This is a genomic window from Microbacterium sp. 10L49 (assembly GCF_056395125.1).
In genome coordinates this window covers 843,553-859,195 of record NZ_JBFTIW010000004.1, presented here as the reverse complement: position 1 = coordinate 859,195, position 15,643 = coordinate 843,553, and the positions used below count along the sequence as shown (strand labels likewise).

The window sequence follows — 15,643 nt, the reverse complement described above, 5'->3', positions numbered from 1 at the left end:
AGATCTCCTGTGGGAACTGGGGCTTCGATGCTCGAAGGCTACCATCCCCGGATGGTGCGTCCCCGTGAACGCCTAGACTCCGTAACGTGCTGAACCGCCTCCGAGGACTCTGGCGCGCCGCGCGCTCCCTGCCCGTTCTGCGCACCCTGCTGACCGCTGTGGACCGGTTCTGGTGGGCCCGCACGATCCGGCGCGCAGACGTGGTGGACGCCGACTTCGTCTCCCGCCAGCTCGGACGGGCCGTCACCGAGCGACAGGCGATCCGCCGTTACGTCCACGGCGGGTTCCGTTCCGGGCTGACGCTCAATCCGCTGTTCTCGGAACGTCTCGTCTCGGCGCAGCTCCCGGATTCGGACCGCGTCCCCGCGATGTACGCGTATCTAATCGCCGATCAGGCCGCGATCGAGACCACCCTCGCTTGGGACGCACCCGCGCACGCGCGGTCCGATCCATCCTGGCGCAAGGACCCCGGCGGTGTGCTCGGCAGCGCCTGGCGCGGGCTGCGCGCGGGCGGCGCAGTCGGTCTCCGCGGCGGGGCGACCGCGGATCTCGGGATGCTCCGCGCGGCGGCCCTCGAGCCCGCGAGCGCTCGGCCGCAGAGCACGGAGGTACCGCCGCCGGGCACGGTGCTGCGGTGGCGGCTCGATGCCGGCGATGCCGACGGCGAGGGCCTGCGCGGTGCGCTCGGAGTGCTGCGCGACGCAGAGCCCGATGACGTAGGGGATGCCGGTGTCGGCCTGGTCCTGGAGGTCGCCGAGGCGCCGCGGGACGTCCGCATGCTCGCGGGTCTTCTCTCCCTCGGAGACGCGCGCATCCGCGTCGTCGAGAGCGAGGACGCGGATCCTGTCGCACCGGCTCGGGGCGCCGTCATCGTCCGTCGCATCCCCGGGGCCGAGATCACCGGCGCGACGATCCAGCGCCTTGCGCACGCCGCGCGGTTCGGTCCCGTCGCGCCCGTGTGGATATCGCCCCCCGGCGCCGTGTCCTCGGCTGGCCTCCTCGTGGAGGACGGGCACGCCTACCGGGCGCTGCGCGGATTCCCGCGGGAGGACGCCGTGGCCGTGGGAGTCGAACTCCGTGTCGCAGCCCTCGACTCCCCGGTCGCGGCGAGCATCACCGGGGATGTCCGCCCTCCACGCACGCTCCTGGACGAGGCTGTCATCGGAGCCGAGACCGACGGAGTCCCGTCTCCGGCGAAACATCCGGGCGAGGTTCTGCTCGATGTCGCGCCGCGCGGCCTGCGCCGTGCGGGATGGATCACCGCCGCTGATGGCACGCACCCCCGCTATGCGGCGGACCGCGGGACCTTCGTTTTTCCGGACGGAAGCAGCGCCCCGCGTCTGCGCTGGGCGATCAAGACCGCCGCTCCCGCAGGACCGCGCGGCGAATCCTGGGGCGAGACGCATTTCGCGCGCTCCCTCGCTGCCGCCCTGGAACGGCTCGGGCAGTACGTCGCCGTCGACGCGCGCACGGCGCTGAACCGTCCGTCGTCCGAGCACGACGACGTCGTCCTGAGCTTGCGCGGACCGCATCCGCTGCCGGCGCCGGGCGCCCCGCACCGACTGCTCTGGATCATCAGCCACCCCGACGAGATCTCCGCCGACGAGGTCGCCGGATACGACCGCGTGGTCGCAGGTTCGGCGGCGTGGGCGAAGGACGCGGCCGAGCGGTTCGGCACGCCGATCGAGCCACTCCTTCAGTGCACGGATGCGACGAGATTCCGCCCCACGGGAGCCGTGCGCGGCGACGATCTCGTCTTCGTCGGCACGGCGCGCGGGATCGCGCGTCCGGCCGTGGTCATACCGCTGAAGGCCGGTCGGCGCGTGCGCGTCTACGGCCCGGACTGGCGCGGCTACATCCCCGGATCCGCGATCGCTGCGCCCCACGTGCCGAACGAGGAGCTTCCGGTGCTCTACGAATCCGCCGGCGCCGTGCTCAACGACCACTGGCCTGCGATGAGACGCGAGGGCTTCATCTCGAATCGCCTCTACGATGTCGTGGCCGCAGGCGGACGCGCGATCAGTGATGACGTGGAAGGCATCGACGAGATCTTCGGCGGCGCCGTGCGCACGTTCCGCAACGACGAAGAACTGCTGGCGCTGACAGAGGCACCGCTGGACGACCATTTCGCCGCGGACGAGGAGCTCGCCCGCCTGTCGGCGCGGATCCGCACCGAGCACTCCTTCGATGCTCGTGCACGGCAACTGCTCAACATGGTCCTCGAGCGCAGCTGAACTGCGGCGGAAGCGCCGACGGCGTGCGTCAGCGCCGCCGCCGTTCAGCCAGCGGGAAGAGCGGGCGGCGCCTGAGAGAAGTAGCGCTCCGCGAACACGAAGAGCACGGTGTCCGCTCCGCACGTCTTCGCCTCAGCAGCGACATCGGGACGCTTGTCCGGGTAGTCGAAGTTGTGGCGGATCTGGCACGTGCTCTGGAACGCGTGCGCCCAGGCGGGTGCGAGCGCCTCCCCTGTGGAGTCGCGCAGAATCAGCGCGCGTCCCGCGCCTGAGGTGCTCTCCGTGCGCGCCGGCATGTCCAGCAGCCCCACAGCGCCGTCCGACGGGCCGGCCTTCTGCTGCCCATCCGGAGTCGTTATGGTCGAGCGCGCCGCCTCCGTCGCCGCAGCCGTCACGGGCGTCGTCCAGTCCTGCGGCGTCGACGTGTCCCCGTACGGCGTGAACTCGTTCGGCGCAGCACCGGTCTCGACGCCCGTCACGGCCGGCACTTGGATCTTCGACCACACCGAGCCGGGGTGAAGTGCCTCGGCGCACGCGACGGTCTGTCGCCAGGCGGCGTACGCGCCGTACGGCGTCCAGTGCGAGTTGACGGCCGAGAAGACCGGCGCCGTCTGCTTGGCCTCCTGCATGGCGCCGCGCACGTCGACCACGGGCAGGTCACCCGAATGCTGCAGGAACTGCTCGAGATGCGTGCGACCTTGCAGCTCCTGCGTCCACTCGGGCAGCTGATCGCGGTAGAGCTCCCACTTCGCCGGCGCGACCACGATCACGAGGTCTCGTCCGTCCTTGCGGAGCTGCTTGTCGAGCCCCTGGAAATACGTCACCCATTGCGCCAACTGCGAGTCCAGCCAGGGCGCGCGACCGAGAGCCTGAGACATGTTCTGGGACTGCGCGTCGCCCCAGAAGTCGAAGCCGTCGCGCCCCGCGACGCGCATCCCCAGCGCGTCGGGATGGGCGGCGAACTTCGCCTCCGAGTCCGCCGTCCGCGCCCCGGTCCAGATGTCCATCGGATGGGAGGGGAATTGCGACGACGTGCAGCTCGCGGGCAGGGATTCCTGTTGCGAAGCCTGGGTCAGAACCTGCCGTTGCTGTTGCAGCGCCGCCTCGTGCGCCGCTAGTCGCGTGCTACCGCCGATCACAGCCAGCACGAGCACGATGACCATCAGCACCGCCAGCGGAACGAAGTGCAGGATGCGCCGGGCGTGGGAGCGCGGTTTCTCCTGTTCGACGGCGTGCACGTTGTGCAGGGGCGTCCCCGCGCTCATGACTGCGCTCCGTTCTGCGCGCGCAGGGTGTCGGCGAAGCGCGTGGAGGAGAAGTCTGGATGGACGATCAGCCTCTTCGCCCGAGTCGTCAGCGGGGAGAGCCGTTGCAGCAACCGAGCGAGCCAGCGTGGCGTCCAGTCCTTCAGCGACATCGCCGGTTTCTCGATCAGATGCCAGGAGAGGATAGCCAGGATGTGCACGACCACCACGATCGTGCCGTGGTAGACGATCCACCCGAGCTTCTGCAGCCCGAAATACGTCGCCAGAGTCATGAGCGGCCACGCGTAGATGTAGATCCCATAGGAGAAGTCGCCGAACCGCGCCCAGCGCGTCAGCGGCAGGCGCACACCGCACCACATCAGGAAGTACAGGAAGCCGTACTGACCGACGACGTTCCACCCGCCGAACGCGTAGGTGAACAGGCCCAGTCCGAGCATTCCGAACGCGGCCCGGTCGTCGATCGGGATCTTGTCGCCGTGCAAGGCGAAGAGCATTCCGAACGCATACGGCGCGAAGAACATCAGGATGAACGGGTCCGCGAACACTCGGTTCAGCCCCGCGATGTTGCCTGCGCCCAGCCACTGGAGAGCGTTCAGGCCGATGACTATGACCGCGAAGGCCGTTGCGAATCTCTTCGACGCGAGCGCACCGAACAGGCCCAGAAGCCCCACGACGATATAGCAGAGGAACTCGTACGACAGCGTCCAGGCCGAACCGTTCCAGTCTCGCGCACCATGGATCTGGAAGTACGGCACGGTCTCGCCGAGACCGCCGATGTTGCGCTGATTGAGGAACAGGAACATGTTGTCGAAGAAGTACGTCTTCGGCGATTCGACGACCGCACTCCAGTAGCCGTCGAACGTGCCGTGGACGGTGCGCCACGCGACGGGCGCGAAGACGAGGACCGTGAGGATGAGCGAGGCCCAGAACGCGGGGAAGATCCGCAGGCACCGGCGCCACAGGTAACGCCACATCGTCGAGCGGCCCATCCGCGACTTGGTGATGAGGAATCCGGAGAAGAAGAAGAAACCGGCGACCGCGACGCCACCCAGGGACTGCTCGCGCGAGATCTGGACGCCCAGGTCCTCACCGCCATAGAAACCGGCGATGGGACCTGCATGCGAGAAGATCACCAGGAACGCCATGAGCCAGCGCAGGAAGTCGAGCGAGTTCGCCCGCGGGTCGAACGCCTGCGCGACGTTCAGCGGCCCGCTGCGCACGACGCTCACGCGCTGGTCCGCTTCGGCGAACGGCGGGCGGCGCGCATTCGCCGATACACCTTCCGGCTCGCGTCGTACGCCGGGAAAAGCGCGCGGGCGAGCATGGGGAATCGCGTGTTGACGATGCGCTTGCTGAACCCGAGAACACCGGACGCCGACTTCAGACGCTCGAGGTAAGCCCCCTGCTCCATGACCGTACCCGGCAGCCCCTGGCTGAAGTTCTGGAGCTTGTACTCGAGGAACGGGTAGTTGATCGACGCAAGTTCCGTGCTCTGCACGGTGTAGACGGGCATCCCCGCGCCGAGCGAGGAATAGGTGAACAGACGCTCGATGACGTGGGCGATCGAGCCATCGCTGTACGGCTGATCCTCGAAGTCCGACCAGGTCAGTCCGGCGTCGACGAGCGCGCGCAGCGCCCGCGGGCGGGCGATGAACATGGAACCGTAGGCGGACAGCGGGGTCGACGCGTCGAGCGGCGTCCTGATGCCGAGCCGTCGGGCGAGCCGAGCCGCCGGTTGCTTGTTGAGGTACCAGGCCTGACCCATCGTGGGGAAGCCGATGTGGATCACGGGAGGGATGGCCATCCCGATCTCGGGATGCTCAGCGAAAAGATTCAGGACGTTCGCCGTGTAGTTCTCGGAATGCAGAAGGTTGCCGAAAAGATGGCGCTTGAACCACCCTCCTGCGACCGCGCCGTCCTGCGGAGAGCGCTTCGAATGGATCTTCACCACGATGTCGTAGTCGTCACTGCGGAGAAGATCGGCGCAGGTGAGCAGAAATGCGGATACGTCGCGTCCGGCATTGGACTCCGTCACGCGGACCTCGTACGACGACACGCCGCGAGCGACGAGCGCGGTCTCCAGCACGGCGCGCTTCTGTTCGGTGTCGGTCGTCACGACAACGTGCCGTTCGCAGGGTACGCGCTCCGCGTACTCCATGAGTTCGTCGATCATGTCCTCGTAGTAGCAGTGGATCGCCACCAGGGCGCGCATCCCGCGCGTGCGCTCGAGCTGCTCGGCGTCGATCTCCAGAGCGTCGGAGTAGATCCGATGCAACGAGAAGTTCGTCGCCGCGACGCGGGGCTCCATCGTGCGAGCGACGTTCTCCCAGATCAGTTCCAGCGGATAGTCCGAGGTCTGCTCGAGGATGCTGATGATGTCCCGCCCAATGATCGCGTGATCCGAGAGGTAGAGCGGATCATGGAAGAACGTGCGGCGCTTCACGATGGGGCATCGGTCCGCAGTCAGCTCTACGACGTCATCGAGGACGGGGTTGCGGCTGGGGAAATCGGTGTACGGGTAGACGACCCGCCAGGTGAAGCCGCGATCCTCGAAGTACCTCGCGAAGCGCGCCTCGTGACGGTCGATCGACTGCTCGTAGCTCGTGATCTGGGGCATCGTCTCCCAGTAGTGCCGGAACGCCGGCGACATGAGCAGCGACTTCCGGACGGCGAGCCAATGCGATTGGATGTGCCGCGGCAGCACCCCGCCGGTGGCGAAATGGTGCGGATCGACCTCGCCGTGCTCGGTGATCCCCCAGAAGTCGACATCCCAGGAATCGGTCTTCGCGAACATCTCCGAGAGGGGATACACGGGGCCGAAGAAGGTGTAGTTCAGAAGGATGAGCTCGTCGTACTCCGCGAGACGATCGAACCCGAATCGCTCCAGGGACTCTTTGTAGCCGCCCACATCGAATCCGACGTTGTCGCGCTCCCAGACCTCGTCGGCGACACCCTTCAGAGCGACGAGCCCGCTCTCCGAAACCGGACCGTTCGAGATCACGACGAGGTGCTCGACATGCTCTCGGAGCTTCTCCAGGCAGTACGGGATGTATCGGTCGACGATCCCTTCCTTGTCCCAGAACAGGTAGAAGGCGATGCGCTTCACGAGGCTCCTCACATACTGGACAGTCCGGTCGAGTATATCCGTGCCTCCTGCGCGACCCCTGGGACCGGTCCGTTGCGGACGGCCGGATAGGATGAGCCGGACCATGGTCCGCGGTGCACCGCGCGTCCCTCCGTCCGGGCCACAACGACGTCGACCCGATCCGAAGCCGAGAGAAACCCTCAATGCCAGATTCGTCTCAGCCGCTCGAGCCTCACGGCACGCAGCGCGTCCTGATCGTCAGCCCCGACACGTTCGGCCGCAAGATGGGCGGACCTGCGATCCGTGCGTGGGAGATGGCGAAGCACCTGGTCGCCGTGGCTCAGGTGCGGCTCGTCTCGATCAAGGACTCGTCGCTCACGCACCCGGACTTCGACGTGCTGACGGCGGACGACGACGAGCTGCGGCGGCAGGTCGACTGGGCCGACGTCGTCATCGCCCAGGGCGAGGTGTTCGCACTGCACCCCTGGCTGGTCGAATCCGAAGTCATCATCGTTGCGGACGTCTACGATCCGCTGCACCTGGAGGTTCTCGAGTCCGCCAAGGACGAGGGGCCCGAGGGGCGCAGCTTCCTGGTCAAGTACTGCGTGGACATGCTCACGACGCAGCTCCGCCGAGCGGATTTCGTGATCTGCGCCTCCGAGAAGCAGCGTGACTTCTGGCTCGGCCACTTGGGATCGCTGGGGCGCATCTCGCCGGAGACGTATGACGCCGACCGAAGCCTGCGCACGCTCATCGACGTCGTGCCATTCGGCGTCTCGGGTGACGTCCCCACCCAGACGCGACACGCCATCCGCGACGCAGTCGACGGGATCGGCGCAGACGACAAGCTCATCATCTGGGGCGGCGGCGTCTACAACTGGTTCGACCCGCTCACGCTGATCCGAGCCGTCCATCGGCTCTCCCAGCGCCATCCTGAGGTGAAGCTCTACTTCCTGGGCATGACCTATCCGAACCCGGCGGTGCACGAATCGCGCATGGCGGTCGAAGCGCTGCAACTGGCGAAGGACCTGGGCGTCGTGGACACCCAGGTGTTCTTCAACATGGACTGGACCGACTACGACGACCGCATCAACTATCTCCTCGACGCCGACCTGGGGGTGAGCACCCACTTCAATCACATCGAGACCGCGTTCAGCTTCCGGACGCGGATCCTCGACTACCTCTGGGCGGGCCTGCCGATCGTGGCGACCGACGGGGACGCGTTCGCACCCCTCGTCCGTGACAACGGCCTAGGCGCGGTGGTGCCCGCCGAGGATGTGGATGCGCTCGTCGCAGCGCTCGAGCAGACGTTGTTCGTCGATGACAGAGCCGCACTCGCAGAGAATGTCCGCGCCTTCAGCCAGACGTTCGCGTGGGATCGCGCCCTCGCGCCGTTGATCGAGTTCTGCCTTACGCCCAGGCATGCCGCCGATTACCCGACCTCGCGGATCGAGTCGCTGGATGCCCATCGGACCCGGCACATCGAGGTCCTGGAGGCCAAGATCCTGGAGCTCGGCGGGCAGCTCGGTGCGACCCGCGAGAGACTCGTGAACGCGCGCGACGAACTCGACCGCGTCCACACCAGCGCGTCCTGGCGCTTGTCCGCGCCGGTGCGCGTCGCCGGACGTCTCGGGAGACGGCTTCGCCGCCGCTGAGCGATCAGACGCCGGCAGAGATCTCGGCTGCGACCGAACCGAGAGTCGCGGTGTCGGCACGGACAGTGAACATCCTGCCCTGCATGAGGACGTGCGAGTTGATGTCGATCACCTCCGACACGTTGGCGTTGATGTAGTACTGGCCGGCGCCCAGATAGACCTTCTCGATCCGGAAGTCCACATGCGTCTCGCCGGCCTCGATCGAGGGGAGGGTGATTCCCAGTCGCTCCGTGTTGGATGCGATCGTCATCTGCCCGAGGGCCGTGTCGATGCTGAAGCCCGCCGCCCAGCGCGACATCGCCTGGTGGGCGCGAGCGTGGATCCGCACCGTCAACGGATCCCCGACCTGCACCTCACTGATCTCCGTGCCCTGGTCATCGTGCAGGGTGATCGCCGTGACCTCGACCAGCTGCTCGGCCCCGCGCTCGTGCAGTTCGCCCAGTCGGCGGCCCTCCAGCACATCGCGAAGCGCCGCGATTCCCCTGTTCACGTCTCCGTCGAACACGACCTGGCCGTCCTTGAGTACGACCGCACGATCGCAGAGCTCCTGCACCTGCGAGGCGGAATGCGAAACCAGGATGATGGTGCGGCCCTCGGCTCGGAACTGCGCGATCCGCTCCATGCACTTGCGCTGGAAGGCTTCATCACCAACGGCCAGCACCTCATCGACGAGCAGCACGTCCGGATCGGTATGGATCGCCACCGCGAAGGCGAGGCGGACGAACATGCCCGACGAATAGAACTTCACCTGGGTGTCGATGAAATCGCCGATCCCGCTGAACTCGTGGATCGCATCGAACTGCTCGTCGACCTGCTCACGGCTGAGCCCCAGGATCGCGGCGTTCAGGTACACGTTCTCGCGTCCGCTGAGGTCCGGATGGAATCCGGCGCCGAGCTCCAGGAGGGCGGCCATCCGGCCGCGATTGAAGATCGCGCCGCTCGTAGGCGCGACGATGCCGCCGATGAGCTTGAGCAGCGTGCTCTTGCCGGACCCGTTGGCGCCCAGAAGGCCGACGGTGGTGCCCGCTTGGATCTCCAGCGAGACGCCGTTCACCGCGGTGAAGCGCTCCCGGTGCTCCCGGCCGAGCTTGCCGAGGTGGACGATCCGGTCCTTGAGAGTGTTGTCCTTGCGCACCTGGAACGTCTTGGTGACGTCCTCGACGCGAACGACGACCGGACCCGGGACAGTTGAGACGACCATCACATCTCCTGTGCGAAGTTGCCCTGGAGACGCGTGAACACGCGGTGGGCGATGAACACGAGCACGACGCCGATGAGGAAGGCGATCAAGATGCGCAATCCGAGCTCGGAAGGGTAGTCGGCGGTCGTGCCGCCACCCCAGAAGGCCCGATGGAAGCCGAGGACGCCGAGTGTGATCGGATTGTTCTGATAGATCTCGAACACCCAGGACGGAAGGTGGAAGCTGTCGAAGGCGCGCTTCACCATGCCCCAGGTGTACACGATCGGCGATGCCCACATGGCGAGCATCACGACCACGTCGAGCAGGTACTGCACGTCGCGGAGGTAGACGTTGACCGCCGAGAGCAGAAGACCGAGCGCGAGTCCGTACACGAGGATCAGCGCCACGGACGGGAAGAACCACAGCATCTGGGTCAGGTCGCCCGGTAGCGCGTGGAAGAGCACTGCAGCGGCGAGCAGCACGACGCATTGCACGAGGAACATGAACCCCGCACCGCCGATGCTCGCGAGCGGGAAGATCTCGCGAGGGAGATAGATCTTCTTCACCAGACCCGAGTTCGCAAGGATCGAGCCGGTCGCGCTCACGACCATCTCGTTGAAGAAGCCGTAGAGCGTCAGTCCGGCGAAGAGGTAGACCGCGAAATCGGGGACGCCGTCCGCGGCCCGCAGGAACTTCCCGAGCACGACGTAGTACATCAGGAAGAGGATGATGGGTCGGATCACAGTCCAGAGGAAACCGAGGAAGCTGTCCCGGTAACGAGCCTGGAGATCGCGGCGCACGAGGAGCTGCAGCAGCTCCCGGCGCTGGAAGATCTCACGGACCTTGCCTCCGCGCACGTCGAGCTTCAGCCCGGATGCGTCTGCGCGCATGAACGGCGCGGCGGCCAGCCGCGTGTATCGAGGTTCCGTATCCACCGTGCTCCCACGTCGTCCAACCCAACCTTCTCAGCCTACTGCAGGCACCTGTCAGAATCCCGGCGGCGGGACCCACGAGCAGATCCGGTACCCTCGTGACGGACGTCCGCAGCTCGACGGACGCGGGAATGGAACGGTGGCGTCTTCATGACTGACTCTCGCTCGCGCTTCGTCGTCACCGGCGCAGGCGGTTATCTCGGACCGCACGTCGTCGCCGCACTCGCCGATCGGGGTCATGAGGTGCTCGCGGTCGTCCGACCCGGCTCGTCGGCCGTCACGGATCCCCGCGCGATCCGCGTCGAGGCCGACATCCTGGCGCCGGATTTCGACATCCGCACCTGGGGATCCCTGCAGGGCATCGTCCACCTCGCGTGGCAGGACGGCTTCACCCACAACTCTCCCGCGCATCTCGGGCAGTTGTCGGCGCACTACCGGCTGCTCACGGCGGCGGCCGAGGCGGGGTGCCCGCGGATCGTGGCTCTCGGCACCATGCACGAAGTCGGCTACTGGGAGGGCGCGATCACCGCGGACACGCCGACGAACCCGCTGTCGCAGTACGGCATCGCGAAGGACGCGCTCCGGCGGGCGCTCCCCCTCGCGCTGCCGCCGGAGACGAGTCTCGCGTGGGCGCGCGCTTACTACATCTACGGCGATGACCGCCGCAGCAACTCGATCTTCCGAAAGCTGCTCGAAGCCGCCGACGAGGGAAAGCCGACGTTCCCGTTCACGTCCGGCAAGAACCGCTACGACTTCATCCGCGTCGAGGAACTCGGCCGCCAGCTCGCCGCTCTGGCGGAGGCCTCCGATGTCACGGGCACGCTGAACTGCTGCACGGGTGAGCCGATCTCGCTCGCCGACAAAGTCGAGCAGTTCATCGAGGAGAACCGTCTCCCGATCACGCTGGAGTACGGCGCCTTCCCTGACCGTCCCTACGACTCCCCCGGTGTGTGGGGAGACGCGGCCGTCATCCGCGAGGTCATGGCCCGGGGCTGAGCACCCCGGGCGCCGCCTCAGCGGCTCCGGCCCCGCGCGACGATGTCCAGCAGGTACTGACCGTAGCCGCTCTTCACCAAGGGCTCAGCGCGCTCACGCAGCTCGTCGTCGGTGAGGAATCCCAACCGCCAGGCGACCTCCTCCGGGCAGCCGATCGAGAGCCCTTGGCGCTTCTGCACCGTGCGGATGAACTCGGTCGCCTCGCTCAGCGAGTCGAATGTTCCCGTGTCGAGCCACGCCGTACCCCGAGGGAGGATCTGCACCTGCAGGTCTCCGCGCTCCAGATAGACGCGGTTCAGGTCGGTGATCTCGAGTTCGCCTCGCGCGGACGGCTTCAGGTCCTTCGCGATCTCGACGACATCGTTGTCGTAGAAGTAGAGACCGGGGATCGCGTAGTTACTCTTCGGCTGAGCCGGCTTCTCCTCGATGGACAGCGCCCGGCCCTGGGCGTCGAACTCGACCACCCCGTACGCGGTCGGATCCGCCACCCAGTATCCGAACACCGCCGCACCGCTGAGATCCGCATATTCGCGCAGATGGGAGCCCATGCCCGGACCGTAGAAGATGTTGTCGCCGAGCACGAGGGCCGCGGTGTCGCTGCCGATGTGGTCGGCACCCAGGGTGAACGCCTGGGCAAGACCGTCGGGCGAATGCTGCTGCACGTATGTCAGCGACACGCCGAACCGCGAGCCATCCCCGAGCAGGCGCTCGAACTGCTCGGCGTCGTGGGGGGTGGTGATGATGAGGATGTCCCGAATGCCGGCCAGCATGAGGGTCGACAGCGGATAGTAGATCATCGGCTTGTCGTAGACCGGCACGAGCTGCTTGGAGACGCCCATCGTGATCGGATGAAGGCGCGAGCCGGTCCCACCGGCGAGGATGATGCCACGCATCTGACCAGTGTCCTGCACGCCGAGGGAATCTGCCAAACCAGTCGCTCACGCCGCCGTGCGGCCACGTGACGGCGTGGCGCGCCCGCCGTGACCGCTCAGCGCGCCGATTCCGGGCGTCCTCGCAGCCACAGCTCCACCGCTCCGATGATCGCGGGGTCGAGCCCGTCGAACGCGGCGGGATCGAAGACCGGCGCCTCCGTGCGGCCTCCGTAGAGCTCGCGCAGCGCCTCGATGACGCGCTCGGCCACGCCGGAGCGCTCCATGCCGATGACGTTCGCGCCGCGCACGGTCGCCGGGGAGCCGAACGCCTTGGCGTACGGCGGAAGGTCGCGCGTCACCACGGACCCCATCCCGATCATGCCGCCGACGCCGACCGTGCGGAACTGATGCACAGACGTCCCGAGCCCCAGGTTCGCGCCGTCTCCGATGCGCACGTGGCCCGCCAGCAGAACGCTCGACGCCAGCGTCACGCGGTCGCCGAGAACGCAGTCGTGAGCCACGTAGACCTGGTTCATGATGAACGCGTCGTCCCCGATGCGCGTCTGCGCCTTCCAGCCCTGGTGGATCTGGGCGTACTCGCGGATCGTGTTGCGGTTGCCGATCACGACCCCTCCGCCGCGGGGGTCTGCCGCCTCGCGCGGGTGCGGGAACGAACGCACCTCCGGCGGGCACCCGATCACGGCGCCGGCGCCGATCCAGTTGTCGTCCCCGATCGTGACCGGCCCCTCGATGACCACGAACGGACCGATGGTGTTTCCCGTCCCGAGCACGACGTCCGGCGAGATCACCGCCGTGGGATGGATCGTGTTCATCTGTGCCTCGCTGTCGCTGCGCGCGCCGGGCGGTAAGCTCGGAGCGTCCGTTTGATGCAACCGCTGTGCCAGCGGTGCGCCGTTCTACCAGTTCGAGAGCACATGATACCTATCACGCACGTCCGATTCGGCGAAGAAGAAGAAGCGCTCGTCCTCGAAGTTCTCCGGTCCGGTCTGATCGCGCAGGGGCCGAAGGTCGCGCGTCTCGAGCAGGAGTTCGCCGAGCGCTACGGCTCCCCGCATGCCATCGCTGTGAACAACGGCACGACCGCCCTCATCGCGGCCCTGCAGGTGCTCGACCTGGGGCCCGGCGACGAGGTCATCACGACGCCGTTCACGTTCGTCGCGACGCTCAACGCGATCCTGCAGGCCGGAGCGACCGCGGTGTTCGCCGATGCCCGCGAGGACGACTTCAACATCGACCCCGCCGCGATCGAGGCCGCGGTCACGGATCGCACCCGCGTGGTCGCCCCGGTGCACCTCTACGGACAGATGGCCGACATGGATCCGATCCAGGAGCTCGCCTCTTCCCGTGATCTGCGGATCCTCGAGGACTCGGCCCAGGCTCAGGGCGCCACCTACCGTGGCCGCTTCGCCGGCTCCTACGGGCTGGGCACGTTCTCGTTCTATGCGACGAAGAACATGACCACCGGCGAGGGCGGCATGATCACCACGGACGACGACGCTCTCGCGGACCGCCTCCGTCTGCTGCGCAACCAGGGCATGCGAGCGCGCTACCAGTACGAGATGGCCGGCAACAACTACCGCCTGACCGACCTGCAGGCCGCTCTCGCACTCCCTCAGATCGCGCGCTACGAGGACACGGTCGCGCGGCGCCGCGCGAACGCCGCTCGGCTCTCGTCGATCCTCGAGTCGGTCGCCGGCATCGAGGTCCCGCGCGAAGCCGAGGGGCGGGGTCACGTCTGGCACCAGTACACGATCCGGGTCACCGATGAGGCCGGCATCACGCGCGACGCACTGGCGGCCGAGCTCACGGAACGCGGCATCGGCAGCGGCATCTACTACCCGAAGCTCACCTTCGACTACGACGCCTACCGCGACAACCCCCAGGTGCGGATCAGCGACGTCCCCATAGCCACCCGGTTGACCGCGCAGGCACTGTCGCTTCCCGTCCACGCGGCGCTGACCGACGGCGAGCTCGATCAGGTCGCAGAGACCGTGGCCGCGATCGTGGCGGAGCACGCGTGAGCGCCGCGAAGCAGGTCGTCCTCGTCGGCGCGGGGAGCATGGGCTCGCACCACGCCCGCGTGATCAGCCAGTCCGACGGTGCGGAACTGGCGGTTCTCGTGGATCCGCGCGAAGACGTCGGGCGCGCGGTCGCGGAGCGGTTCGGGGCCACCTGGCGCCCCGAGCTCCCCGACCTCGGCGACTACGACGCCGTCGTCATCGCGGCCGCGACCGAGGCGCATCACCCGCTCGCCATGCAGGTCCTCGGGCAGAACCGCCCGCTGCTGATCGAGAAGCCCGTGGCGGACAGCCTGCTGCGCACCGAGGAGATCCTCGACGTCGCCGAGCAGCGCGATCTGCCGATCATGTGCGGCCTCCTCGAGCGCTACAACCCCGCCGTGATCGCGGCGCGCTCCGCGCTCACCGAGCCGCTGCACGTGACCGCGACGCGCCACTCCCCGTACGCTCCGCGCATCCGCACCGGGGTGGCCTGGGACCTCCTCGTGCACGACGTCGACCTGGCGATCAACCTCATCGGTGGTCAGCCCGAGACGATCTCGTCGCGGCTCGGATTCTTCCATCCGGAGTCGGCGACCGGAGCCGAGGACGTCGCTGCTACGATCCTCGGGTTCGACGGCGGGGCCGTGGCCCAGATCTCGGCCAGCCGGATCGGGCAGCACAAGGTCCGCACGCTGACCATCCACGAGATCGATCGCCTCATCGAGGTCGATCTGCTCCGTCGCAACCTCACGATCTATCGTCACGTCTCCGAGGCGTCCGTCGACGACGGACCCAGCTACCGACAGCAGACGATCATCGAGATCCCGGAGATCCCCCCGGCACCGGAGCCGCTGACCGCGCAGTTCGCGCGCTTCATCGACGTGATCGACGGGCGGGTGGACGCCGCAGCAGAGCGACGCAGCATCCTTCCGTCGCACCAGGTGATCGATCACGTCATCGCGGAGCGTGCCTCGGTATGACCGCTGCCCCTCCCCCTCGGACGGGTGCCTGGATCTCGTCGAGCCGCCGTAGCGCGATCCGGTATCTTCTGGCGGGTGGACTGGCGTTCCTGGTCGACATCGGCCTGCTCGCCCTGTTCCATCAGGTGTTCGGCTGGCCGACGTGGCTCGCAGCGGGCAGCGCGTTCGTGCTCAGCTTCGCGTTCACCTATACGATCCAGCGATACTTCACCTTCGAGTCGCGTGCACCCCACGGCCGCACGCTGCTGAAGTACACGATCCTGGTCGTGTTCAACACGCTCGCCACAGCCGCTATCGTCGCGCTGATCGACACGACGCCCGCGGGCTGGGCCGTCGGCAAGGTCGTCGCCACGGCGGCGACCACCATCTGGAACTACTTCGCGTACCGGTACTGGGTCTTCGCCGACCGCAGCCGCTGAAAGA

At 67.3% G+C, this 15,643-nt stretch carries 13 protein-coding genes; 6 read left to right on the top strand and 7 right to left on the bottom strand.

The annotated features are described in order from the left end of the window. Positions 1-86: 86 nt before the first annotated feature. Complete coding sequence (locus tag AC1DCT_RS16920) at positions 87-2,234, top strand: glycosyltransferase family protein (RefSeq protein ID WP_477430414.1); 2,148 nt, start codon at positions 87-89, stop codon at positions 2,232-2,234. Between the two features lie 44 nt (positions 2,235-2,278). Here AC1DCT_RS16920 and AC1DCT_RS16915 read toward each other — a convergent pair whose 3' ends face one another. Genes AC1DCT_RS16915 through AC1DCT_RS16905 form a run of 3 tightly spaced genes read right to left on the bottom strand, consistent with a single transcriptional unit; the run spans position 2,279 to position 6,605 of the window. Continuing rightward, complete coding sequence (locus AC1DCT_RS16915; RefSeq protein WP_477230787.1) at positions 2,279-3,499, bottom strand: alginate O-acetyltransferase AlgX-related protein; 1,221 nt, start codon at positions 3,497-3,499, stop codon at positions 2,279-2,281. Continuing rightward, entirely contained in the window at positions 3,496-4,728 is a 1,233-nt protein-coding gene (locus tag AC1DCT_RS16910) for an acyltransferase family protein (RefSeq protein ID WP_477430413.1), read from the bottom strand. The genes AC1DCT_RS16915 and AC1DCT_RS16910 overlap by 4 nt, the downstream gene beginning before the upstream one ends. Beyond that, positions 4,725-6,605: a rhamnan synthesis F family protein gene (locus tag AC1DCT_RS16905; RefSeq protein ID WP_477430412.1), complete on the bottom strand. Its 1,881-nt coding sequence runs from the start codon at positions 6,603-6,605 to the stop codon at positions 4,725-4,727. Before AC1DCT_RS16905 ends, AC1DCT_RS16910 begins: the two co-directional genes overlap by 4 nt. A 182-nt stretch (positions 6,606-6,787) precedes the next feature. Here AC1DCT_RS16905 and AC1DCT_RS16900 point away from each other — a divergent pair, with 182 nt between their 5' ends. Further along, positions 6,788-8,239: a glycosyltransferase gene (locus AC1DCT_RS16900; protein ID WP_477230790.1), complete on the top strand. Its 1,452-nt coding sequence runs from the start codon at positions 6,788-6,790 to the stop codon at positions 8,237-8,239. 4 nt (positions 8,240-8,243) lie between these two features. Here AC1DCT_RS16900 and AC1DCT_RS16895 read toward each other — a convergent pair whose 3' ends face one another. Together AC1DCT_RS16895 and AC1DCT_RS16890 are read right to left on the bottom strand one after the other, a co-directional pair. After that, entirely contained in the window at positions 8,244-9,440 is a 1,197-nt protein-coding gene (locus tag AC1DCT_RS16895; protein ID WP_477230791.1) for an ABC transporter ATP-binding protein, read from the bottom strand. Further along, a complete protein-coding gene (locus tag AC1DCT_RS16890) occupies positions 9,440-10,354 on the bottom strand; it encodes an ABC transporter permease (RefSeq protein WP_477430411.1) in 915 nt (304 codons plus the stop codon). The genes AC1DCT_RS16895 and AC1DCT_RS16890 overlap by 1 nt, the downstream gene beginning before the upstream one ends. A 147-nt stretch (positions 10,355-10,501) precedes the next feature. Between AC1DCT_RS16890 and AC1DCT_RS16885 the strand changes: the two genes are divergently transcribed. Further along, entirely contained in the window at positions 10,502-11,347 is an 846-nt protein-coding gene (locus tag AC1DCT_RS16885; protein WP_477430410.1) for an NAD-dependent epimerase/dehydratase family protein, read from the top strand. Positions 11,348-11,364: 17 nt separating this feature from the next. Here AC1DCT_RS16885 and rfbA read toward each other — a convergent pair whose 3' ends face one another. Together rfbA and AC1DCT_RS16875 are read right to left on the bottom strand one after the other, a co-directional pair. After that, complete coding sequence (gene rfbA, locus AC1DCT_RS16880; RefSeq protein ID WP_477230794.1) at positions 11,365-12,240, bottom strand: glucose-1-phosphate thymidylyltransferase RfbA; 876 nt, start codon at positions 12,238-12,240, stop codon at positions 11,365-11,367. A gap of 95 nt (positions 12,241-12,335) precedes the next feature. Then, positions 12,336-13,052, bottom strand: a complete 717-nt coding sequence (locus AC1DCT_RS16875; RefSeq protein WP_477430409.1) for an acyl-ACP--UDP-N- acetylglucosamine O-acyltransferase — start codon at positions 13,050-13,052, stop codon at positions 12,336-12,338. A gap of 102 nt (positions 13,053-13,154) precedes the next feature. On the opposite strand from AC1DCT_RS16875, the gene AC1DCT_RS16870 reads away from it, so the two are divergent. The 3 genes from AC1DCT_RS16870 to AC1DCT_RS16860 are packed head-to-tail and all read left to right on the top strand — an operon-like array spanning position 13,155 to position 15,639. Beyond that, positions 13,155-14,261, top strand: coding sequence for a DegT/DnrJ/EryC1/StrS family aminotransferase (locus AC1DCT_RS16870; protein WP_477230796.1), 1,107 nt, complete (start codon positions 13,155-13,157; stop codon positions 14,259-14,261). Beyond that, a complete protein-coding gene (locus AC1DCT_RS16865; protein WP_477230797.1) occupies positions 14,258-15,220 on the top strand; it encodes a Gfo/Idh/MocA family protein in 963 nt (320 codons plus the stop codon). Before AC1DCT_RS16870 ends, AC1DCT_RS16865 begins: the two co-directional genes overlap by 4 nt. Beyond that, complete coding sequence (locus tag AC1DCT_RS16860; RefSeq protein ID WP_477230798.1) at positions 15,217-15,639, top strand: GtrA family protein; 423 nt, start codon at positions 15,217-15,219, stop codon at positions 15,637-15,639. Before AC1DCT_RS16865 ends, AC1DCT_RS16860 begins: the two co-directional genes overlap by 4 nt. Positions 15,640-15,643 lie beyond the last annotated feature (4 nt).